The sequence below is a fragment of the Castellaniella sp. MT123 genome (genome assembly GCF_039614765.1).
Lineage (GTDB): Bacteria > Pseudomonadota > Gammaproteobacteria > Burkholderiales > Burkholderiaceae_B > Castellaniella.
In genome coordinates, this window is record NZ_CP154879.1 from 2,633,635 (window position 1) to 2,655,011 (window position 21,377).

General features: G+C 64.1%; 18 protein-coding genes. 12 read left to right on the forward strand and 6 right to left on the reverse strand.

Features of this window, described 5'->3' with window-relative positions; genetic code table 11:
• Positions 1 to 68 precede the first annotated feature (68 nt).
• The 11 genes from ABCV34_RS12445 to bfr all read left to right on the forward strand — a co-directional run bounded on the left by ABCV34_RS12445 (position 69) and on the right by bfr (position 12,555).
• Positions 69 to 1,307: a CoA transferase gene (locus tag ABCV34_RS12445; protein ID WP_345796525.1), complete on the forward strand. Its 1,239-nt coding sequence runs from the start codon at positions 69 to 71 to the stop codon at positions 1,305 to 1,307.
• Positions 1,304 to 2,101: an enoyl-CoA hydratase/isomerase family protein gene (locus ABCV34_RS12450; protein WP_345796526.1), complete on the forward strand. Its 798-nt coding sequence runs from the start codon at positions 1,304 to 1,306 to the stop codon at positions 2,099 to 2,101. The genes ABCV34_RS12445 and ABCV34_RS12450 overlap by 4 nt, the downstream gene beginning before the upstream one ends.
• A gap of 75 nt (positions 2,102 to 2,176) precedes the next feature.
• The gene (locus ABCV34_RS12455) at positions 2,177 to 3,673 is read left to right on the forward strand and encodes an aldehyde dehydrogenase family protein (protein WP_345796527.1); all 1,497 of its coding nucleotides are present in this window, start codon (positions 2,177 to 2,179) and stop codon (positions 3,671 to 3,673) included.
• A 108-nt stretch (positions 3,674 to 3,781) separates the two neighbouring features.
• Positions 3,782 to 4,876 (forward strand): ABC transporter ATP-binding protein, encoded by a 1,095-nt coding sequence (locus ABCV34_RS12460; RefSeq protein WP_345796528.1) that lies wholly within the window; start codon positions 3,782 to 3,784, stop codon positions 4,874 to 4,876.
• A gap of 92 nt (positions 4,877 to 4,968) precedes the next feature.
• Complete coding sequence (locus ABCV34_RS12465) at positions 4,969 to 6,036, forward strand: polyamine ABC transporter substrate-binding protein (RefSeq protein WP_345796529.1); 1,068 nt, start codon at positions 4,969 to 4,971, stop codon at positions 6,034 to 6,036.
• A gap of 84 nt (positions 6,037 to 6,120) precedes the next feature.
• On the forward strand, positions 6,121 to 7,416 hold the full coding sequence (locus ABCV34_RS12470) for an ABC transporter permease (protein WP_345796530.1): 1,296 nt from the start codon (positions 6,121 to 6,123) through the stop codon (positions 7,414 to 7,416).
• Positions 7,417 to 7,427: 11 nt separating this feature from the next.
• Positions 7,428 to 8,288, forward strand: a complete 861-nt coding sequence (locus ABCV34_RS12475) for an ABC transporter permease (protein ID WP_345796531.1) — start codon at positions 7,428 to 7,430, stop codon at positions 8,286 to 8,288.
• A 143-nt stretch (positions 8,289 to 8,431) separates the two neighbouring features.
• Positions 8,432 to 9,775: an aminotransferase class III-fold pyridoxal phosphate-dependent enzyme gene (locus tag ABCV34_RS12480; RefSeq protein ID WP_345796532.1), complete on the forward strand. Its 1,344-nt coding sequence runs from the start codon at positions 8,432 to 8,434 to the stop codon at positions 9,773 to 9,775.
• A gap of 69 nt (positions 9,776 to 9,844) precedes the next feature.
• Positions 9,845 to 11,041, forward strand: coding sequence for an ABC transporter substrate-binding protein (locus tag ABCV34_RS12485; RefSeq protein WP_345796533.1), 1,197 nt, complete (start codon positions 9,845 to 9,847; stop codon positions 11,039 to 11,041).
• 26 nt (positions 11,042 to 11,067) lie between these two features.
• On the forward strand, positions 11,068 to 11,958 hold the full coding sequence (gene mmsB / locus ABCV34_RS12490) for a 3-hydroxyisobutyrate dehydrogenase (RefSeq protein ID WP_345796534.1): 891 nt from the start codon (positions 11,068 to 11,070) through the stop codon (positions 11,956 to 11,958).
• A gap of 132 nt (positions 11,959 to 12,090) precedes the next feature.
• On the forward strand, positions 12,091 to 12,555 hold the full coding sequence (gene bfr / locus ABCV34_RS12495) for a bacterioferritin (RefSeq protein WP_345796535.1): 465 nt from the start codon (positions 12,091 to 12,093) through the stop codon (positions 12,553 to 12,555).
• Positions 12,556 to 12,625: 70 nt separating this feature from the next.
• Here bfr and ABCV34_RS12500 read toward each other — a convergent pair whose 3' ends face one another.
• The 4 genes from ABCV34_RS12500 to ABCV34_RS12515 form a co-directional block, all read right to left on the reverse strand.
• Positions 12,626 to 13,267 carry a hypothetical protein gene (locus ABCV34_RS12500; protein WP_345796536.1) on the reverse strand — a complete coding sequence of 214 codons (642 nt, stop codon included), beginning with the start codon at positions 13,265 to 13,267 and terminating at the stop codon, positions 12,626 to 12,628.
• Between the two features lie 123 nt (positions 13,268 to 13,390).
• A complete protein-coding gene (locus ABCV34_RS12505; protein ID WP_345796537.1) occupies positions 13,391 to 14,998 on the reverse strand; it encodes a peptide chain release factor 3 in 1,608 nt (535 codons plus the stop codon).
• 19 nt (positions 14,999 to 15,017) lie between these two features.
• On the reverse strand, positions 15,018 to 15,653 hold the full coding sequence (locus ABCV34_RS12510; protein ID WP_345796538.1) for a LysE family transporter: 636 nt from the start codon (positions 15,651 to 15,653) through the stop codon (positions 15,018 to 15,020).
• Between the two features lie 34 nt (positions 15,654 to 15,687).
• Positions 15,688 to 17,154 (reverse strand): DEAD/DEAH box helicase, encoded by a 1,467-nt coding sequence (locus ABCV34_RS12515; RefSeq protein ID WP_345796539.1) that lies wholly within the window; start codon positions 17,152 to 17,154, stop codon positions 15,688 to 15,690.
• 298 nt (positions 17,155 to 17,452) lie between these two features.
• Here ABCV34_RS12515 and ABCV34_RS12520 point away from each other — a divergent pair, with 298 nt between their 5' ends.
• The gene (locus ABCV34_RS12520) at positions 17,453 to 18,409 is read left to right on the forward strand and encodes a YgcG family protein (RefSeq protein WP_345796540.1); all 957 of its coding nucleotides are present in this window, start codon (positions 17,453 to 17,455) and stop codon (positions 18,407 to 18,409) included.
• 73 nt (positions 18,410 to 18,482) lie between these two features.
• On the opposite strand, the gene ABCV34_RS12525 is transcribed toward ABCV34_RS12520, so the two are convergent.
• Positions 18,483 to 19,946 carry a GTPase/DUF3482 domain-containing protein gene (locus ABCV34_RS12525; RefSeq protein WP_345796541.1) on the reverse strand — a complete coding sequence of 488 codons (1,464 nt, stop codon included), beginning with the start codon at positions 19,944 to 19,946 and terminating at the stop codon, positions 18,483 to 18,485.
• Positions 19,939 to 21,333 carry a DUF2868 domain-containing protein gene (locus tag ABCV34_RS12530; protein WP_345796542.1) on the reverse strand — a complete coding sequence of 465 codons (1,395 nt, stop codon included), beginning with the start codon at positions 21,331 to 21,333 and terminating at the stop codon, positions 19,939 to 19,941. The genes ABCV34_RS12525 and ABCV34_RS12530 overlap by 8 nt, the downstream gene beginning before the upstream one ends.
• Between the last annotated feature and the right edge of the window lie 44 nt (positions 21,334 to 21,377).

The window sequence follows — 21,377 nt, forward strand, 5'->3', positions numbered from 1 at the left end:
ATTAGAAGACGCTATTTGTTCCCCTGATCCGGTTTGGCTAGGATGGTCTCAACAAGAGGAGACCTAGCATGTCCATGTCATTGACCGGGCTGAAAGTCCTGGATCTCACCCGTGCGCTGTCGGGACCGTTCAGCACCATGATTCTGGCGGATCTGGGGGCGGACGTCACCAAGGTCGAGCCCAGTCCCGACGGCGACATGATCCGCCAGTGGGGGCCATTCGATCAGGATGTCAGTGTCTATTATCTGAGCGCCAACCGAAATAAGAAAGGCATAGAGGTCAACTTCCGGGATCCGGAAGGCCTGGCCCTGATCCGGCGGCTGGCCCTCCAGGCCGACGTGGTCGTCGAAAACTTCAAAGTCGGCACCATGGAATCCATGGGGCTGGGATATGCCGATCTGGCACGCGAGAATCCAGCGCTGATCATGGCGTCCATCTCCGGCTTCGGCCGGACCGGCCCAGCCAGCGGTTGGGCTGGCTTCGATCAGATCGCGCAGGGGTATTCTGGTTTCATGAGCCTGAGCGGTACGCCCGAAAGCGGCCCGATGCGCGTGGGGACGGCCATCGGCGACCTGACCTCTGGCATGTGGCTGGTGATCGGCATCCTGTCGGCCGTGGTCGAACGCCAGCGCAGCGGGCGCGGCCAGCACGTGGATACCTCGTTGCTGGGCAGCCTCATGGGTCTGCTCAGTGTCCAGGGCCAGCGCTACCTGAGCGTGGGAGAGATCCCGCAGCCGTGCGGCAATGTGCATCCAGTGATCGCCCCGTATGGCACCTTCGAGGCCGCGGATGGACCGATCAATCTGGCGCCCGCGACCCAGGCCATGTGGCTGAAGCTGTGCAAGCTGCTGGATCTCCAGCATCTGACCACGGACCCGCGCTTTCTTGCTAATGCCGATCGGATGCAGCACCGCCATGCGCTGAAAGACCTGCTGGAGATTCGGCTGAAGACCCGCTCCCGCATGGAATGGACCAACCTGCTCATCGAGCATCAGATACCCGCCGGACCGATCAACAACCTGGCGGACGTCTTCACGGATGATCAGGTGCTGGCCACGGGGTTGGTCGAAACGATCGATCACCCGGTTCTGGGCCCGTTGAAGCAGGTGGGCCTGCCCATCCGCACTTCGGCCGATCCGGACCGCCGCAGTGTCCGGATGCACCCGCCGATCCTGGGCGAGCATACCTGTGAAGTCTTGCAGGCTTTCGGGCTCTCGGCCGATGAAATCGCCCGCTTGCGGGACGGCAAGGTCGTGCGGCAGGCCGAACTGGCGGTCCAGGCCTCCGAGGCCGGGGGGCGGATATGATCGCAAGTGCTTCCGTGGCGCCGCCGTGCGAACACACGCAGACTCGTCCCACCCTGGACATCCAGGGCCGCATCGCGACGATCCGTCTATGCAATCCTTCCCGCAGCAACCGCCTCAGCCCCGAGGATCTGGATGCTTTGCGCCAGCACCTCGACACGGTCAATGCCAGCCCGGATGTCCTGGTGCTGCGCTTCATGTCCGCCGGCAAATATTTCTGCAGCGGCTATGACATCTCCTCGCTCGCCAGCCAGGATGCGCCCAGTTCCCTGTATTTCGGCGAGACCATCGACCTCGTCGAGGCCGCCCGGCCCGTGACCATTGCCGCGATTCAAGGTGGTGCTTATGGGGGCGGCACGGATCTTTGCCTGGCGTGCGACTTTCGGATCGGCACTCCGCAGGCCAATGCTTTCATGCCGGCCGCGCGGCTGGGCCTGCATTTCTATCCGGGGGGCCTGCGGCGCTATCTGTCCCGCCTGGGTGTCAATGCGGCCAAGCATCTGTTTCTGACAGCCGAAAAGATCCAGGCCGAGGACATGTTGCGGATCGGTTTTCTCACCGAGCTGGTGGCGGCCGAGGACCTCTCCGCGCGCGTCGAGACGTTCAGCGCGCAACTGGCGGGCATGGCACCGCTGGCCTTGCGGGGAATCAAGCAGGATTTGAACCGGGTCATCAATGGCACACTGGATCTCGAAGCGAATGCCCGGGCGGTACGCCTGTCGGAAGCGTCCGAGGATCTGAAGGAAGGGGCCCTGGCCTGGAAGGAAAAACGGGCGGCCCGGTTTCGGGGCGTCTGAATCCTTTCGCCAGTCCATCGCCCCATTGGCGCGCCGGGCGGATGCCCGACCTATTGACAACAGGAGACACTGATCATGGACAAACCCAACAACCTGCTGGAAACCGCCCTGGCCCATGCTCGGCGGTTGTCCGGTGTGCATCTGTATGCTGGAAAATTGCAGGCGCCTCTGTCGGGCAAGACCTTTCCGGTCGCTAGCCCGGCCACGCGTCAGCAGATCGGCACGGCAGCCGACGGAGACGCCCAGGACGTGGCGGCGGCGGTGGGTGCGGCGGCCGGCGCCCAGGCCGACTGGGCTGCGATGAGCCCGCGCGCTCGTGGCAAGATCCTGCAGAAGGCCGCCGCGCAGCTGACGCAGCACACCGAGGAAATCGCCACCCTGCTGGCCCTGGAAACCGGCAAGGCGATCCGCACGGAAAGCCGGGTCGAGGCCAATGTCCTGGCGGACTGTTTCGAATTCTATGGCGGGCTGGGCAGCGAACTGAAAGGGGAAACTATTCCCTTCGCGCCCAATATGCTGGTCTTCACGCAGCGTGAGCCAATCGGCGTCGTCGCGGCCATCCTGCCCTGGAACGCGCCCCTGATGCTGATGGCCTTCAAGATCGCCCCCGCGCTGGTGGCGGGCAACACCGTGGTGGTGAAATCAGCCGAGGAAGCCCCGCTGTCCACACTGTTCGTTGTGGACCTGCTCAATCGAAGCCTGCCGCCGGGCGTGGTCAATATCCTGTCTGGTTTCGGGCCGTCCTGCGGCGGGCCGCTGGTCGCGGACCGCCGGGTGGGCAAGGTCACTTTCACGGGATCTGTGGATACCGGCAAGATCATCGCCCATGCGGCGGCCGATCGTCTGATCCCCACCACGCTGGAGCTGGGTGGCAAAAGCCCCATGATCGTCATGGACGACGCCGACCTGGATCGCACGGTGGCGGGAGCCGTCGCCGGGATGCGCTTCACCCGCCAGGGCCAGAGCTGCACGGCGGCGTCCCGCATGCTGGTTCACCGGTCCGTGCGCGAGGAATTCGTCGCCCGGATGGCTGACAAGGTCAACGCGATGCGCATGGGTGACCCGCTGGATGAGGCCACCGACATCGGCACCATCATTTCCACCGGGCAGTTCGATCGGGTGCATTCCTATCTGGAGCTGGGCAAGCGGATTCCTCATGTCGAAACGCTGCAGCTGTCGAAGATGCCGGAAGCCCCCGAACTGAAAGACGGCCTGTTCGTGCAGCCCACTGTGTTCGTCGGCGTCAGCAATGAGGACAGGCTCGCGCGCGAGGAAATCTTCGGGCCGGTGACCTGCGTGATCCCTTTCGACGATTATGAACAGGCGATCGCCATGGCCAATGATTCGGACTATGGCCTGGCCGCGACGATCTGGACCCGCAACCTGCAGCGTGCCCTGGATGCCACCCAGCGCCTGCAGGCCGGTTTTGTCCAGGTCAATCAGAACATCGTGGCGCAGCCTGGTTTGTCCTATGGCGGTATCAAGCAATCCGGTCTGGGCAAGGAGGCCTCGATGGAAGCGATGCTGGATCACTTCACACAGAAAAAAACCATATTGATCAGCCGCGATTGAAGATCATCAGGCTTCAGGCAGTGGTCGCCAGCGGAAGGAGGACTTCCTGCGGCCCATTGCCCTGAAAGAGCCTTCTGATGACCCTGTGTCCGAAGCGAGGAGGAGACAATGGACGAAGACAAGAGCCGCTTCTTGAGCGCCATCAACGTCAGAAAGACATACGACCACAAGAATCTGGTTGTCAAGGACTTCAATATCGATGTGGCGGAAGGCGAGTTCATCACGCTGCTGGGCCCGTCTGGATCGGGCAAGACGACGGTCCTAATGATGCTGGCGGGGTTTGAAACCGTCACCAGCGGCGATATCCGCGTCGATGGAATGTCCTTTCTGAACATGCCGCCCCACAAGAGGGACATCGGTATGGTGTTCCAGAACTATGCGCTTTTCCCGAACATGACGGTGGCCGAGAACCTGGCCTATCCGCTTCGGGTTCGCAAGATGCGCGCAACGGATATCCAGCAGCGCGTGAATCAGTTCCTGAAGATGATCGAACTGCAGGATTTTGGCTCTCGTTACCCGAATCAGCTGTCCGGGGGCCAGAAACAGCGGGTGGCCCTGGCGCGTTCGCTGATCTTCCAGCCGAAGCTCGTACTGATGGACGAGCCGCTCGGAGCCCTCGACAAGAAGCTGCGCGAGCAGATGCAGTTCGAGATCACGACCATACACAAGCAGTTGGGATTCACCGTCGTTTATGTGACGCACGATCAGGTCGAGGCCCTGACCATGTCCAGCCGGATCGCCGTTTTCAATCAGGGCGTGGTGCAGCAATACGCCAGTCCGACCGAGCTTTACGAACGCCCGAGCAACGCGTTCGTCGCGGACTTCATCGGCGAGAACAATCTGATTCCCGGGCGGGTGAATTCGATCTCGGACGGGCTGGCGCTCGTGCGGCTGGCGAGTGGCCAGGAGATCCGCGCGGAAATCGGCGATGCGATCACGGCGGGACAGCCCTGCGTGGTGTCCGTGCGTCCGGAGAAACTGACCATCGGTCTGCCGGACGGAGACCATGAGAATCATCTCAAGGCCCGTCTGCTGACCAGCCATTACGTGGGCGACTTCATCCGCTATTTCCTGGAACTTGAGGGCGGAGGACAGCTCATCATCAAGGAACTCAGCAGCGCGAGCCAGCGCCCCCATCCGGATGGTTCCGTGCTGGATGTGTCCTGGCGGGTCCGGGGGTGTTTTGCCTTTTCCTCGCATTAGATACGAGCACCCGCGCCGTCTGGCAGGGTGACAGTGCCTCGTTGCATCGTGGTATCAGAAAAAATCAGATGACTTAAAGACAGGAGACAAACATGAGCAAATTGCTGAAATTGACGGCGGCTGTTCTTGCCTGCGGCGCCATATCCAGTGGCCCGGTTCAGGCGGCTGATTCGCTGACCTTTGTGTCTTTTGGTGGGGCGTGGGGGGGCGTACAGAAAAAACATATGATCGATCCCTATGTGAAGGAAACTGGCACCGAGATCCTTTTCCAGAACTACACGGGCGGGACGGCGCAGATCAAGGCGCAGGTCGAATCCGGCAATGTCCTGTGGGATGTGGTTGACCTCGAGACCATCGATTTGCAGCGTGCCTGCTATGACGGTCTGCTAGAGCAGATTCCCCGAAATCTGATTCCGGCCGGGGCTGATGGTGTCCCTGCAAAGGATGATTTCATCAAGGGGACTTTCGAAGACAGCCCATGTGGGCTCAGCGAGGTGGTCTGGAGCATCGTCTACGCCTACAACAAGGACACGGTCGGGCCGGTGGCACCGACCTCGGTTGCCGATATTTTCGATACCAAAAAGATCCCGGGCAAACGCGGTCTGCGCAAGAAGGCACAGATCAATCTGGAATGGGCCCTGCTGGCTGATGGTGTGCCGGCCAGTGATGTCTACAAGGTGCTGGCGACCAAGGAAGGGCAGGACCGGGCGTTCAGGAAGCTGGATACGATCAAGAAGGATATCGTCTGGTTCGACAGCTGGTCCCAGGCGCCCGGGCTGCTGAACAGCGGCTCCACGGTTATGGTGCAATCCGCCAATGGTCGCCTGTCTGACGTCATTAAGAGCGAGAAGAAGCCTTTCAACATCGTCTGGCATGGCAATGTATACGATCTGGAAGCCCTGGGTATCGTCAAGGGTTCGAAGAACAAGGACGCCGCGCTGAAGTTCGTCCTGTTTGCAACGGGGACTAAACCGCTGGCGGGCATGGCGGATGTGAACTACGGACCGGTGCGCAGGTCCTCGCTGGCGCTGCTGAGCCCGGACGTTGTCAAAGACTTGCCGAGTCAGCATGCTTCGGAAGGCTTGCGGGCCGACTCGAGCTTCTGGGCGGATTTCGATGAAACGCTCAATGAGCGCTTCAACCAATGGTTGCTGCAATAGCCATTGAATAACGGACAGACTCCGGGTAAGGCGGTGGCGCCCGCGTGACGCAGCGCGCCGCATCGTCCGGAGTCCTCTGGAGCCATGACTATGTCCAAGGCAAGCACCTCGTTCGGAAATCAGCTGGATGCTTTCGACCGGAAGGCACTCGGCAAGCTGTCGCGAACGGAAGAACGCGGGATTGAGCAAAACGTCCGGCGGCGCAAGCGAAATAGTTTTCTGCTGGTGGTGCCGCTGTTGGCCTTTTTGCTGGTCACCTTTTTCGCCCCGATCGGCTCCATGCTCTTTCGTAGTCTGTATAGCCCGACTGTGCAGGGTTTGATCCCCCAGACGATTCAGCGACTGGACGATTGGGATCAAGCTTCGCCGCCTCCGGCGGCGACCCTGAAGACGCTTGCCGTGGAGCTTAAGGACCTGGCGCTGAGCCACAAAGAAGGCGAGCTGGGTTCCGCTGTGAATCAGGTGATGCCTGGGACCGCCAGCGTGTTCAAGATGACGGGACGCCGCATCCGGAACGCGGATCTGGCCGGCATGTCAGATCCTCAGGCGGCGCAGTGGCTGACCGACGCCAATCCGGATTGGGGTAATGTCAAGCTATGGCAGGCGATCGCCGAGGCGGGCCGCGTCTATACCGCGCGAAACTACATGAAGGCGGCCGGCTTCGATTTCGTCGGCGGGACTTTTTCCCAGTCGAATACGGCATCCGTCTATCAGGTGCTCTATGTGAAGACCCTGGGCATCGCCCTGTCGATCACCGTCCTGTGCATGCTGCTGGGGTATCCGCTGGCCTACTATCTGGCGAAAGCACCCAGCAAAACCGCCAATGCCCTGATGATCCTGGTGCTGCTGCCATTCTGGACGTCCTTGCTGGTCCGGACGACCTCGTGGATCGCCTTGTTGCAGACCGACGGCGTCGTCAATACGGTGCTGATGGGGCTGGGCCTGATCGACACGCCGCTGAATCTACTCTATACGCGGTTTGCCACGGTCATCGCCATGACCCATATCCTGCTGCCCTTCATGGTCTTGCCGCTGTACAGCGTCATGCGCGGCATCGACCCCAGCTACATGCGCGCGGCGATCTCCATGGGCAGCCCGCCGATGCAGGCGTTCTTCCGGGTGTTCTTCCCCCTGACCTTGTCGGGGCTGGGCGCCGGTACCTTATTGGTCTTCATCATCTCCATCGGCTACTACATCACACCGGCATTGGTGGGCGGAAGCGATGGGCAGATGATTTCAAACATCATCGCCTTCAACATTCAAAGCACGAGCAATTGGGGGCTGGCTGCCGCGCTCGGGTCGATCCTGCTGGCGATCATTCTGCTGCTGTATTGGGTGTACGACCGGCTGGTCGGTGCGGGCAATCTGAAACTGGGTTAGGGGGAAATCACATGACCGCACTCTCAGTCGTGGCGGGCCTGCAGGACAGGTTCGGCGAATATGTCTTGAAATTGTTTTCATGGATGGTGTTGCTGTTTCTAATTCTCCCCGTGCTGGTGATCATCCCCCTGTCCTTCAACGCAGAGCCGTTCTTCACTTTCACGCCGAGCATGTTGCGGCTGGATCCGGACGCCTATTCCCTGAAGTGGTATGCCGCGATCTTCGAAAGCCAGAACTGGATCCTGGCCATCAAGAATAGCTTTTTCATTGGGATCGTCTCCACGCTGCTGGCCACGGTTCTGGGTACCGTGGCCGCTGTCGGGCTGGCGCGTGAAGACATGCCGTTCCGGCGGTTCATCACCGCCGCGATTCTGTCCCCGATGATCGTGCCTCTGATCATCGTCGCGGCCGGCATGTTTTTCTTTTATTCGCGTTTCGATCTGGTGGCGACCTACACCGGGATCATTATTGCGCACACCGCCCTGGGTGCGCCGTTCGTGGTCATCACTGTGACGGCCTCGCTGCAAGGATTCGACCAGTCCTTGTACAAGGCCGGACTGAGCCTGGGTGCGCCACCTCTGAAAGTCTATCGAGATGTGGTCTTGCCGGTCATTCGGCCGGGTCTGATCTCGGGAGCCCTGTTCGCCTTCGTTACGTCGTTCGACGAGATCGTCCTGGTTCTGTTTTTGGCGGGGCCGCAGCAGCAGACCGTTCCGCGTCAGATGTTTTCCGGTTTGCGGGAGAGCATCAGCCCCACGATCCTGGCGGTGGCGACGCTTCTGATCATCACGTCGGTCATCTTCCTGGTCAGCCTGGAATTCCTGCGCAGGCGGGCGGAACATGCCAAGACGTCCGGACGGGGGGATGAGTGACGGGGGGGGGCGGAGGCGCCGTGGGCCGGATGGGTTGGCCTGACTACAGTAGTGGAGCCGAGTGCAAGGAGGGACATAGAGACGATGACAGCATCTTCGTATGGCGCACAACTTTTTTAGCATTCATATAAGGAGTACACGAGGTGACAACGAATACTTTGAACCGGACAGAACCCGGACAGCGCACGGAAAATGTCTTGTCCGCCCAGGAACGGGAACTGGCGCAGGTCGCCGCCCGGTATTTGCCGGGAGGCACGTTCGGCAATCTGCCGGAACAGATCATCATCGCCAAGGGGCAGGGTAGCCGGGTCTGGGACGAGAGCGGCAACGAGTACATCGACTATCTGATCGGCTCAGGGCCAATGCTGATCGGCCATGGGCATCCCGACGTCAACGCGGCGGTCAATGCCCAATTGCCAAACGGCACGACCTTTTTCGCCAACAATCGCCATGGCATCCGGCTGGCGGAAGCTATCGTGGATGCCGTGCCCTGCGCGGACAAGGTCCGGTTCGTGTCTTCGGGGACCGAGGCGGATTTTTATGCCATGCGCCTGGCCCGGGCATTCCGCAAACGCGACAAGATCCTGAAGTTCGAGGGCGGCTATCACGGCATGAGCGATTACGGCCTCATGAGTCTCGCCCCGACCCGTGAAGCGTCCTTTCCGGAACCGATTCCAGACTCTCCGGGGATCCCGAAGAGTGTCCGCGAAGAAGTGGTCGTCGCACCCTTCAACGATACGGATCTGGTGGTGCGCTACATCCGCGAGCACGCCGATGAGCTGGCCGGAGTGATCGTCGAACCGCTCCAGCGCCTGGTGCCCCCGCGCCCTGGGTTCCTTGAGGCACTGCGCGAGGTGACGGCCGAAACCGGGGTGCTGCTGATTTTCGACGAAGTCGTGACGGGTTTCCGGTTCTCGTATGGCGGTGCCCAGCAGTACTACGGGGTCACGCCGGACGTCTGCACCCTGGGCAAGGCCTGCGGTGGCGGCTTTCCCTTGGCGGCGATCGCCGGCCGCGCGGACATCATGGACCTATTCGATCGGTCAGCGGCCGATGCGGACCGTTTCCTGGTCCAGATCGGGACGCTGAGCGGTAACCCGATCGCGGCGGCGGCAGGGCTGGCCACTTTGAATGTCCTCAAGCAGCCTGGCGTCTATGACCGCTTGTTCGCAACCGGCAGGAAGCTGCGTGAGACGCTGGGTGAGATGCTGAACCGCGCCGAACTGCCGGCCCAGATCCTGGGGGCGGAGCCTTTGTTCGACGTGATCTTCCATCGCCGCGAGATTCGCAATTACCGCGACACGATCAGTGGGGATGCCTGGCTGACCAGGCGCTTCAATGTACTGTTGCGTGAACGCGGCATCTTCAAGGGGGACACGAAATACTACGTATGCACGGCGCACGGCGACCGGGAGATCGCACAGACGACGGATGCCTGGGCCTCGGCGATCGATGTCTTGTGTCATGAAATGAAGCATCGCGCATAGGATGTTCGACGAAGAACGGCCCGCCGGCGTTCATCAGCGGGCCAGGCACCAACACCAAAGGAGACTCCCATGAAAAAAATGTTGATCGCTGCTGTACTGGCGCTGGCGCTGCCGCAATGGGCCGCCGCGGCGGCTCCGCTGCGCATTGGCGTGCTGAACGACCAGTCCGGCCTGTATTCGGACTTTGGCGGGGTCACGTCGGTGACGGCCGCCGAGATGGCGGTGAAGGATTTTGGCGGCGAGGTGCTGGGCCGCAAGATCGAGGTCGTCTCGGCCGATCACCACAACAAGGTGGATGCGGCATCCGCGATCGCCCGCAAATGGTTCGATCTGGAACACGTCGAGATGATCACCGATCTGACCAATTCTGGCGTTGCCCTGGCGGTGCAGGGGCTGGCCAAGGAAATGGGCAAGATCACGATCGCGACCGGCCCATTTTCGGCCGCGCTGACCGACAAGGCCTGCTCGCCGACCGGGTTTCATTGGGTGTTCGATACCTATGCGGCATCCGTGGGGACGGCACGCGGCGTGATCGAGGATGGCGGCAAGACCTGGTTCATTCTGGCGGCCGACTATGCATTCGGCAAGCAGATGGCGGCCGATCTGACCAAGACCATCAATGCCAACGGGGGCAGGGTGCTGGGCGAGGTGCGCCATCCGGTGGAATCCTCGGACTTCGCGTCCTTCCTGCTGCAGGCGCAGTCGTCCGGTGCGCAGGTCATCGCCTTGGCCAACGGCGGGCTGGACACCACCAACAGCATCAAGCAGGCCTCTGAATTCGGCATCACCTCGGGCGGGCAGCGGCTGGTGGCCCTGGCCATGGTGATCAGCGACGTGCATGCCCTGGGCCTGCAAAAGGCGCATGGCCTGGTGGCCACGACGGCCTATTACTGGGATCGTGACGACGCCAGCCGTGAATTCGCCAAGCGTTTCCAGGCGCTGACCAAGCGCATGCCGGGGATGGTGCAGGCCGGAACGTATTCGGCCGTGATGCACTATCTGAAGGCGGTCAAGGCCGCCGGGACAGCGGACGGCAAGGTCGTCGCGCAGAAGATGCATGAAATGCCGGTGAATGATTTCTTTGCGCCTCACGGCGTGGTGCGTCCGGATGGCCGGATGGCCCATGACATGTATCTGGTTCAGGTGAAGACGCCTGCGGAATCCAAGGGCCCATGGGACTACTACAAGATCCTGCGTACGCTGCCCACCGAACTGGTGACGCGACCCTTGTCCGAATCCCAGTGCCCCCTGATCAACAAGAGCTGATCCAGCCATCACAGAGGAAAACGATCATGACCACGATTGCCTTCATCGGCCTTGGACACATGGGAACCCCCATGAGCAAGAACTTGCTCAAGGCGGGGTATGACGTGATTGGATTCGATCTGGCGCAGGATGCCCTGGCCTCGCTGGTCCAGTCCGGCGGCCGGGCCGCGTCATCCATCGCCGACGCGGTGCGTGGCGCGGATGCCGTGATCACCATGGTGCCCACCGGCACGCATGTGCGCCAGGTGTACGAGGGTGATGCAGGCATCCTGGCCCATGCGCGGCGGGATGCCTTGCTGATCGACAGCTCCACGATCGACGTGGAAACATCCCGGGTCGTGCATGCGCTGGCTGCGGGGCAGGGCTTTGCCATGGTGGATGCCCCGGTGTCCGGCGCGGTGCCGGCCGCAGAGGCGGGCAAACTGGTCTTCATGGTCGGGGGGGAGGCGGCCAACTTCGTCCGTGCCGAACTCGTGCTGCGCCATATGGGCAGTTCGGTCGTGCATGTGGGCGCCGCAGGTACCGGGCAGTCCATGAAGGCCTGCAACAACATGATGGCCGGCATGACCGCCATCACGCTCAGCGAAACGCTGGCGCTGGCGCGGCGGCTGGGGCTGGACGACCAGAAGGTCTACGACGTCATGACACATGCCTCCGGCAATTGCTGGATGCTGCAGTCCTATTGCCCGGTTCCGGGGCCGGTGCCCGGTGCGCCGTCCAATCGCGACTATGCGCCGGGCTTTGCAATGGCCTTGATGCTGAAGGACATGCGCTTGTCCCAGAAGGCGGCGCAGGCCGTCGACTACGAGACCCCGTTCGCGGCGCGTGCCACGCAGATGTATGAAGACGCAGTGGCCCAGGGCCATGGCGGACGCGACTTCAGCTATATGTTCAAGATCGTGTCGGGCGAGGACTGATCCGTTGAGTGGATCCGCGCATCCGGCCCCGGGTGTGCGGACCCGCCGAACGGCACACCCGGGCGGGCTCGCGTGGTAGTCTAGACATTCCGGCCTGCGCCTGACAGCGGGTCGCGTCTAGGAGCACTGGCCATGAAGGGCGACAAGACCGTCATCAAATTCCTGAATCAGCAGCTGAAAAACGAACTTTCAGCCATCAATCAGTATTTCCTGCACGCGCGCATGATGCGCCACTGGGGCTTCGACAAGCTCGGGCAGCACGAATACGACGAATCCATCGGTGAAATGAAGCATGCCGATTTGCTGATCGAGCGCATCTTCATGCTGGATGGCCTGCCGAACCTGCAGGATCTGCACAAGCTTCTGATCGGCGAATCCGTGCCCGAAATCCTGGCCTGCGACCTGAAGCTGGAAACGGCGGCGCAGGCCACCGTCAAGGAAGCCATGCAGTATTGCGAATCGGTGCAGGACTACGCGTCGCGCGACCTGTTCCTGACCATCCTGAACGACACAGAAGAACACATCGACTGGCTGGAAACCCAGATCGGCCTGATCGATCAGGTCGGTCTGCAGAACTACCTGCAATCCCAGGTCTGACGCCGTCAGATCCCTGCCAGGCCGCCCCGCCAACCGGATGGGATTCCGGTTCCGGGGCGCGTGTCGAACATCAGAACGTCGATTTCTTCGCAGGGCAATCCGCGACCTGGCCCCAGGCGTGGTGGGGTTCGCAGTATTTGTTGCGGGCCGCCCAGGCGCACGAGGGCCGCGAGAAGAACCCCAGGGATTCGCAGGTTTTCAGTTCCGATTGGAAGGCGGCCTGCCAGTTGCGGCCGCCGACTTCCGGCGGCATGTTGGCCGGTGGCGGTGGCGGCGCCGGCACGTCGATGGGCTGCACGGCCTGTGGCGATACCAGGGTGCCGACGTTGGCGATGCCTTGCAGGCTGTTGCCATTGTCATCCATCTGATTCTGGGACGCCAGGGTGATGGCCTCATCCATGCTGATGGTGGTCGTGGCCAGGGCGATGGGCCGGTGCTCGTTCATCAGCGGGTCCGTCTGGACCTGCCAGTCCACGGGAGGCGGCAGGCTGGGGACGCCCTGACGTCCGTCGGATAGCGGCTGCGGCGCCGAGGCGACGAACGGCTTGCCATTGGCATCCAGGACGGGTGTCTTGCCGGGCGCTTCGGGGGACTCGTGGGACTGGATCTGGGCGGGACTGTGGATGATCAGCCAGTCGCCCAGCCGCAACCCGCCCCAGGCCGAGGCCCCGGCGGCGAGCAGCAAAATGGCAATAATTAGACGCCAGGACATGGGCGACTTCCCTCGTCGGTCAATGCGGTCAACCGTGTCATTGTATCGAATGCGATCCCCGTTCCCGGTCCTGTCGGTCAGCGACTGTGACAGAACCCGACAGGACATGAGTACCAGAGGACACTAGACGCCGGCGCCGAACACGCGCCCGGCGTGTTCCCGCATGGTGTGGAATTCGATCTCCGGATAGCGTTCCTGCGCGACCCGCAGTTGCGCGGGGGACGTGGCCAGGAACGCAACGGCCTCGACCACGTCGTAGGCGATGTTGGCGGCATTGGCGTCCATGAATTTCTTCAGCGCCTTGGCATCCGTGCTGGTGATCCAGCGCGCCAGGCTGTAGCGCGAGGGCATCAGCCGCGCATCGACGCCATATTCGGTCTTCAATCGGTGGGCAACCACTTCGAACTGCAGCTGTCCGACGGCGCCCAGCAGCAGCGCGCCACCAGCGGCCTCGGGCCGGAACACCTGGATGGCGCCTTCCTCGCCCAACTGTGTCAGACCGGTGCGCAGCTGCTTGGTGCGCAGCGGATCCTTGACCTCGACGGCCTGGAACAGTTCCGGCGCAAAGAACGGCAGACCCGTGAAAGTCAGTGATTCGCCTTCGGTCAGCACATCGCCCAGCTGCAGGATGCCGTGATTGGGGATGCCGATGATGTCGCCTGCGAAGGCTTCCTCGACGATCTCCCGGCGTTGCGACAGGAAGGACACCACGTTGTTGGGGCGGATTTCCTTGTTGTTGCGGGCGACCTTCAGACGCATGCCGCGCTGGAAATGCCCGGAACTCACCCGCACGAAGGCCACGCGGTCGCGGTGCGCCGGGTCCATGTTGGCCTGGACCTTGAAGACGACGCCGGTGAACTTGGCCTCGTCGGGCTCGACGGTCCGTTCCAGGGCTGCGCGCGGGCCTGGGGGCGGCGCCAGTTCCACCAGGGCGTCCAGCACTTCACGCACACCGAAATTGTTGATGGCCGACCCGAAGAACACCGGCGTCTGGCGTCCGGCCAGAAACGCGGCTTGGTCGAATTCGGGCACGGCGCCGGAGATCAGCTCGATCTCGTCGCGTGATTTCGTGTAGGCGTCCTCGAAGCGCGCCGCCAGGACCGGATTGTCCAGGCCGTCGATCGTCTCGTTGTCATCGTGATGGCGTTCCGACCCCGGACGGAAGACACGCATCCGGTCGTGCCGGATATCGAACACGCCGCCGAAATGCCGCCCCATGCCCACGGGCCAGGAAAACGGGATGGCATCCATGCCCAGGTGGCCTTCGATCTCGGACAGCAGGTCCAGCGGCTCGCGGACCTCGCGGTCGAGCTTGTTGATGAAGGTGATGATGGGGGTGTTGCGCGCCCGGCAGACTTGCAGCAGGCGGATCGTCTGCGGCTCGACGCCGTTGCCGGCGTCGATCACCATCAGCGCCGCGTCCACGGCGGTCAGCACCCGGTAGGTGTCTTCGGAGAAGTCCTGGTGGCCCGGGGTGTCCAGCAGGTTGATCACGCAGTCGCGGTATTCCATCTGCATGACCGATGACGCGACGGAAATGCCGCGCTGCTTTTCGATTTCCATCCAGTCGGACGCCGCGTGGCGGCTGGCCTTGCGCGCCTTGACGCTACCGGCGATCTGGATCGCGCCTGCGAACAGCAGCAGCTTTTCGGTGAGCGTGGTCTTGCCCGCGTCAGGGTGGGAGATAATGGCAAAAGTGCGTCGGCGGGCGACTTCGTCGGTCAGGCTCATGGACAATGATCGGGTGGCTTCAGTCGGCGGCGCGACCGAAGGAGGCCAGGACGGTGCCGGCCAGGATGAACAGGGAACCGAAGCCGCGGTTCAGCCAGCGGATGTGGCCGGGGCGGCGCAACAGTCCCAGGATGCGCGAGGCCAGCGAAGTATAGCAACTCATCGCCACCAGGTCGGTCAGGCACAGGGTGGCCCCGATCAGCGCGTATTGCAGTGCCAGCGGGCGGTTCAGGTCCAGGAACTGCGGCACGACCGCCAGCAGGAACATGGTGCCCTTGGGGTTGATGATGTTGACCAGATAGCCGCGCAGCAGCTGATCCCGGATCGGATGTGTGCTGGGCAGCGGCCGGGCCTCGACGGCCACGGGCGCCGCGTCGGTGCGAAACTGGCGTATCCCCAGGTAGACCAGATAGGCCGCGCCGGTCCATTTGACCAGAGAGAACGCGACCTCGGAGGTAGCCAGCAGGGCGCCGACCCCGACCGCCACGATGATCAGCTGGCAGATGATGCCGGCCTGCAGGCCGAAAATGGTCCAGAAGCCGTGGCGAAAGCCATATTTCAGGCCGGACGCCATGGAGCAGATCGCACCGGGCCCGGGCGAGAACGAAATCGCCCAGGAGGCCGCGAAGAACGCCAGCCAGGTGGAAAGTGCCATGGTTGTGCTCCTGAGTGGCGCAGGCAGGCGGGTTTTAATCCGCCTTGTGCAGCAGTGCGGACGATTGGCCGGTGCGAGGCCGCGTGTCGCGACGGGGGGCGCCGGAGGACGTGGCGCCCGTGTCACGGCCGGATCGGGCGCCTTGGGGGCGGGCATTGCCGCGGCGCGGATCCTGGCCGGTGCGGCGTTCGGCCGATGCCGGGCGCTGACCGTCGCGCTGCCCCGGACGATGTCCTTCGCGGCCGGTGCCGGCATCGCGCCGCCCGCCGCGTCCCGCCGGCAGGTCGCCCTGCAGTCGCGCCAGTGCGCGCTTTTCGCGGGCATCGGGTGCCGAGTCGCCGGTGACCATGGCCGCCGGATTCCAGCCTTCGACCACGATGGGCTCGATCGTCTGCTTGGTCAGGCGCTCGATGGCGCGCAGCAGCTTGATTTCGGTCTGATCGACCAACGAGAGGGCCGAACCGGTGCTGCCTGCGCGGCCTGTGCGGCCGATGCGGTGCACATAGTCTTCGGGGACGTTGGGCAGCTCGAAATTCACCACCTGGGGCAGCTGGTCGATGTCCAGCCCGCGTGCGGCGATGTCGGTGGCCACCAGCACCGCGACTTTACCGTCCTTGAAGCCGGCCAGCGCCTTGGTGCGGGCGGCCTGGCTCTTGTTGCCGTGGATGGCGGCGGCTGTCAGGCCGTCCTTGGCGAGTTTTTCGGCCAGGCGGTTGGCGCCGTGCTTGGTGCGCGTGAAGACCAGCACCTGATGCCAGCCGCTTTCGCGGATGATGTGGCTGAGCAGGTCGCGTTTGTGCGACTGTTCGGTCATCACCATGCGCTGGCTGACCAGTTCGGACGTGGTGTTGCGGCGCGCCACCGAGACTTCGCCCGGATTGTGCAGGATGCCCTGGGCCAGGCCGCGGATTTCGTCCGAGAACGTGGCGGAAAACAGCAGGTTCTGCCGTTTGGCCGGCAGGAGCCTCAGGACGCGGCGGATGTCATGGATGAAACCCATGTCCAGCATGCGGTCGGCTTCGTCCAGCACCAGGATCTCGACGCCGGACAGGTCCAGGGTCTTTTGCTGGGCGTGATCCAGCAGGCGGCCCGGGGTGGCCACCAGGATGTCCAGGGGCTTTCTCAGCGCCGTGATCTGCGGATTGATGTTGACCCCGCCGAACATCACCATGGAACGGATCTGGGTGTGCCGGCCGTACAGGCGCACGGATTCCTCGACCTGGGCGGTCAGTTCGCGGGTCGGGGTCAGCACCAGGACACGCGGGCGGCCCGGCTGACGGCTGGTGGCCGGGTTCTGGATCAGGTAATGCAGGATGGGCAGGGTGAAGCCGGCCGTCTTGCCGGTGCCCGTCTGGGCGGCGGCCAGCAGGTCGCCGCCTTCCAGCACGCGCGGGATGGCCTGCGCCTGAATGGGGGTGGGGTGGGTGTAGCCCGCGTCGTGAACGGCACGCAGCAGGGGCTCTGCCAAGCCTAGCGAGGCAAAGGTAATCGAAGTATCCAAGGGTTTGACTCCAGCGACCGCCTATCGCTCAAGTCGAGAGATACCAATCTAGGCCGACGAATGAAAAAAGTCTGGGTGGGATGCCGCCGGTCGCGTGAAATCAGGGCCGGGGTCCAATGAAAGCGCGCTGTGACTGGTTTGCAGCACGTAAGCCCACGATTATAGCGCGTGTATCCATTGTATGGGCGGTTGATGTGTCGCATGGGCCTGCGGCAGGCCGGCGATGGGTCGCGATTGGTTATGGGGCGTGGGGTCCTTAAAATGCCGGGATCTCCAATTTTTGATCGAAGAGGTTCGCATGCGGGCTCGTGCATGGGTCTTCAGGCTGCTGGTCGCGCTGGGCCTCGGGTGGGTGGCTCTGCCCGGCGGCGCGTGGGCGGCCAGCGAGCCTGCCGTCCCTGCCTGGACGGCGCCGGTCATGGATCTGACTCGCACGCTGGACCCGGCGCAGCTGCAATCGTTGACCGCGCGGGTCCAGGCCCTCGAACGGGACAAGGGCTCGCAGCTGTTCGTGCTGCTGGTGCCCACCACCGGCAGCGACACCATCGAGCAATACGCCCGGCGGGTTTTCGACCAATGGAAGGTCGGGCGCAAGGGGGTGGATGACGGGGTCCTCCTGGTGGTCGCCAAGCAGGATCGTCACGTGCGCATCGAGGTCGGCTATGGCCTGGAAGGTGCGGTGACCGACGCGGCGTCCGGGCGCATCATCCGCGAACAGATGACGCCCCGATTCGCCCAGGGGGATTTCGCGGGCGGGCTGGAGGCCGGTGTGCAGTCCCTGGTCGCATTGATCTCGGGCGAGGCCTTGCCGGCGCCGGCCCGAAGCGTGGCCAGCCGGACCGATGACGCTGATGGGCCGTGGTTCATGCTGGTGCCCATCGCCCTGTTTTCGCTGGTGGTACCCCCTGTGATGGCGGCCTTCATGCTGGGTGCATTCGTCTGGGTCGTGAGTTCGAGCCCGATCTGGACGATTCTGGCTGCTGCGGCGGGGTTTGTCCTGGCGTGGTTCGGGCGTGCCATGGGCTGGGCGCGACGCTTCCGGCGCAGTGGCCGAGCGGGGCGTGACGACGCGGGCGGTGGCTTCGGAGGCGGGTTTGGCGGCGGATCCGGCGAGGGTGGATCCGGCGGCGGATCGGGTGGCGATGGTGGTTCAGGAGGCGGATCGGGTGGCGATGGTGGTTCAGGAGGCGGCGGTTCAGGGGGCGGCGGTGGCGGGGGCTCGGGCGGCGGTGGCGGAGGCTCGGGCAGCTGGTAGCCGCCTGGGCGCCCGTGCGCCAGGCGCTTTCATCGGGGGTGGTCGGGGAACGACCGGCCAGCCGCTGTCATCGTCAGAGCGCCGTGAACAGCGATTGCGCCATCTGCCCGATCAGCGCCTCCCGGCGGGAATCCGAGACGGGGTGCTCGCCGATCGTCGACCAGGCGGGGTGGGTGCGCGCCTCGTCCAGGATGCGTTGGACTTCGACGGGCAGGCGGTGCAGGGGTTCCACGGGTTCCGGATCCGGCGTGTCGGTCATGTCGGGTTCCGGCGCGGACGTATCCGGTTGCTGTGGCGGGGAGAGCCGCATCAGGTCGCCGTCGATGGGCCGCAAAGCCGCATGTCCCCGGCATTCCAGAGCTCGCACCAGCGCCAGCTGGCGCAGCCCAAGCAGATGCAGCACCGGATCGCCCACGGTCATTTCCATGTTGCCGGCCAGACGGCCCATCAGCCGCTTGCCCCATTGGCTGGCCCCCTGCCAGACCCCCCCGATGGCGGCGCCCAGCAAGGTTGCCGCGCCCAGGCTCAGGCCGCCGGTCAGCATGTCTAGTGTGGCGCCCGCCATTGCGCCGGTGGCCAGGCCCTTGCCGACCTGGATGCCGAAGCCGCGCAGGGCCTGGGGATTGAACAGATCCATGCCCCAGCGCTCGCCTTTCAGCGGCAGGGGGTGGTGCGGGAAGGTGACCTTGCTGAAGCGGTAGCGTTTGAGCAGGGCATGCACGCAGTCCTGTTCGCGGTCACGTGTGCGCTTGCGCATGGCCAGCGTGATGGCGGCGATGTCGGTCGGTTCCTGGGAACTGGGCAGCCGCAGGGCGGCGGCGTCCATCAGCAATTCCGCGATCAGCCGGGTGGCATCCTGCAGGCGCTTGAGCCGTTGCTGGCCCAGATCCGTGCGCAGCGCCTGCAAGGCGGCGGCGTGGTGATCAAGCATCAGGGCCAGGCGGTCGAGCATCTGGCTTTCCCCGTCCAGCGCGGGTGCGACGGTGTCGAAATCCACCGTCGCGTGCAGGCCCAGGCGGGCCAGGGCATCGCGCCAGGCGCCGATATCGGCCTGCGGGCTGCGGGTGAAGTTCAGCACCGGCAGGATCGGGCGGCCGCAGGCCGCCAGCAGCATCAGTTCGTCCCGGTGCTTGGGCAGCACGGGATCGCGGGCGTCGATGACGTACAGCGCCGCATCGACGGACAGGACCGTCGTCAGCACCCGGCATTCCTGTTCGAAGCGGCCGGCGGATTCGGGGCTGTCCAGCAATTTCTGGATGCGATCCGGCCCGTCCATGCGTTCCTGTGGGGCGACCAGCTGGTCCAGGTAGTCCAGCACCCCCATCGCGTCTTCCAGGCCCGGGGTGTCCCTGAGGATGAGCATGGGCTGGCCGTCCTCGGACAGCAGCTGCGCGCTTTCGACGTGCCGGGTGGTGCCGGGCTGATCGGCGACATCGCCGAAGGACTCGTCGCGCAACAGGGTGCGCAGCAGCGAGGTCTTGCCGGTGTTGGTGTGGCCGACCACCGCCAGGTCGATGGGATGGGGAACTTCAGTCATGAAGGGAACTTCCGATGTGCTCGGTCCAGGCCGCCAGGCTGGGCACCTGGGATAGGTTCTGCCGCGAGAGCGTTTCCTGCCAGACCTTCCGCCGCTGCGCGGAGCCGTCCAGGCAAAGGATCCGCAGGTCCGGACAGGTGTGGCGCAGCTCGTCGAACCAGGTCGCGGTGCCGCGATCCGGGGTCAGGCGGGCGTCGCAGATGAGCAGCAGGTGGGCCGCATTGAGCTGCAGGCGGACGCGGGCCCGGTCTTCCCGGCTGTCGCAGCGGCCCAGATCCAGGACGCCGGGGGGCAGATCGGCGGGCGGCCAGGGCAGGTCGGGGCCCAGTTCGTAGCCCAGAACGGCCGCATGGACCATCAATGCCGGGGATGCGTGGGATGCGGCCCGGGCGACGCCGGCCGGCGGGCCCGGGCGGTCGATCCCCAGGGTTTCGTGCGTGGGCAGCAGGCGTTCGCGCAGTTCCATCCAGCCGGGCAGGTCCGGGGAGACGCGTAGATGGCGGATGCGCTGGCGTAGCCAGAGGCCGCAGACGATCAGGGCGGTCAGGCGCGGCAGCAGGCCCCAGGCGACGACGCAGCCGATCAGCCACAGCGACCAGTCGGCCTGGATGGCGGCGGACACGGGCTGCATGCCGACGCTGCGCGCGATGTCGAAGCCTTCCGGCGTGGGGAAGCCCAGGGCCCGGGGCAGGCTGCCCAGCAGGCGGCTGGCGGTGATGAAGGCATCGGGCGACAGCAGGGTGGTTTCCCAGTGGAACGTGTAGCGGCGGGTACTCAGCAGCAGCACCAGGGTCGGGATGGCGCACAGGTAGGCACTCGTCCAGGCGCCGTGGCTGATGATCCCGATGGCCGGTTTCCAGGCCCGCGCCCGTCCCAGCAGCGACAGGAAGGCCTGGGCGGCCAGACCGCTGTCGGGGCCGTGTGCGAGTTTTCGCGTCAGCCACAGCCAGAGTCCCGACAGGGCCGTGGTGGGGTGCAGCCCGGGCAGGCAGCCGGCCAGCCAGATCAGGAAGGTCAGGGCATGCAGGCCGAGCAGCCCCATCACCGCCAGGGCCAGGTTCACGGAACTCTGATCGTGAGCCAGGGCAGCGGCCGCAGCGCCGATTCCCGCCAGCCCGGCGCCCAGCCAGAGGGCCGCCAGCGACCAGCGCGCACCGTCGGCCCATTGGCGCAGGCGGTTTTGCAGCGGGCTGTGTTCCGCCAGCCAGGCCGATCGGGCCAGAATGCGCCGTTCCAGATCGGCCGGTTCGCGCCGGGCCGACTGACAGGCAGCCCGGTCTTCCAGAGGCCCCCAGTGCGCCTCGCGCAGGCGCACGGCCTCGGCCCGCCAGTGCTGGAACAGCGGACCGGCGAGGCGGCTGGATGGGCTGGACGAGGCGTTGCTCATGGCTGCGCTGGGGAGAAAACAGGATGATACCGAGTTTTACCGGC

Bases quoted from the DNA above. Each gene is read 5' to 3' on its own strand.
- ABCV34_RS12445 (WP_345796525.1), top strand. From the start codon at position 69: ATGTCCATGTCATTGACCGGGCTGAAAGTCCTGGATCTCACCCGTGCG.
- ABCV34_RS12450 (WP_345796526.1), top strand. From the start codon at position 1,304: ATGATCGCAAGTGCTTCCGTGGCGCCGCCGTGCGAACACACGCAGACT.
- ABCV34_RS12455 (WP_345796527.1), top strand. From the start codon at position 2,177: ATGGACAAACCCAACAACCTGCTGGAAACCGCCCTGGCCCATGCTCGG.
- ABCV34_RS12460 (WP_345796528.1), top strand. From the start codon at position 3,782: ATGGACGAAGACAAGAGCCGCTTCTTGAGCGCCATCAACGTCAGAAAG.
- ABCV34_RS12465 (WP_345796529.1), top strand. From the start codon at position 4,969: ATGAGCAAATTGCTGAAATTGACGGCGGCTGTTCTTGCCTGCGGCGCC.
- ABCV34_RS12470 (WP_345796530.1), top strand. From the start codon at position 6,121: ATGACTATGTCCAAGGCAAGCACCTCGTTCGGAAATCAGCTGGATGCT.
- ABCV34_RS12475 (WP_345796531.1), top strand. From the start codon at position 7,428: ATGACCGCACTCTCAGTCGTGGCGGGCCTGCAGGACAGGTTCGGCGAA.
- ABCV34_RS12485 (WP_345796533.1), top strand. From the start codon at position 9,845: ATGAAAAAAATGTTGATCGCTGCTGTACTGGCGCTGGCGCTGCCGCAA.
- mmsB (WP_345796534.1), top strand. From the start codon at position 11,068: ATGACCACGATTGCCTTCATCGGCCTTGGACACATGGGAACCCCCATG.
- bfr (WP_345796535.1), top strand. From the start codon at position 12,091: ATGAAGGGCGACAAGACCGTCATCAAATTCCTGAATCAGCAGCTGAAA.
- ABCV34_RS12500 (WP_345796536.1), bottom strand. From the start codon at position 13,267: ATGTCCTGGCGTCTAATTATTGCCATTTTGCTGCTCGCCGCCGGGGCC.
- ABCV34_RS12505 (WP_345796537.1), bottom strand. From the start codon at position 14,998: ATGAGCCTGACCGACGAAGTCGCCCGCCGACGCACTTTTGCCATTATC.
- ABCV34_RS12510 (WP_345796538.1), bottom strand. From the start codon at position 15,653: ATGGCACTTTCCACCTGGCTGGCGTTCTTCGCGGCCTCCTGGGCGATT.
- ABCV34_RS12520 (WP_345796540.1), top strand. From the start codon at position 17,453: ATGCGGGCTCGTGCATGGGTCTTCAGGCTGCTGGTCGCGCTGGGCCTC.
- ABCV34_RS12525 (WP_345796541.1), bottom strand. From the start codon at position 19,946: ATGACTGAAGTTCCCCATCCCATCGACCTGGCGGTGGTCGGCCACACC.
- ABCV34_RS12530 (WP_345796542.1), bottom strand. From the start codon at position 21,333: ATGAGCAACGCCTCGTCCAGCCCATCCAGCCGCCTCGCCGGTCCGCTG.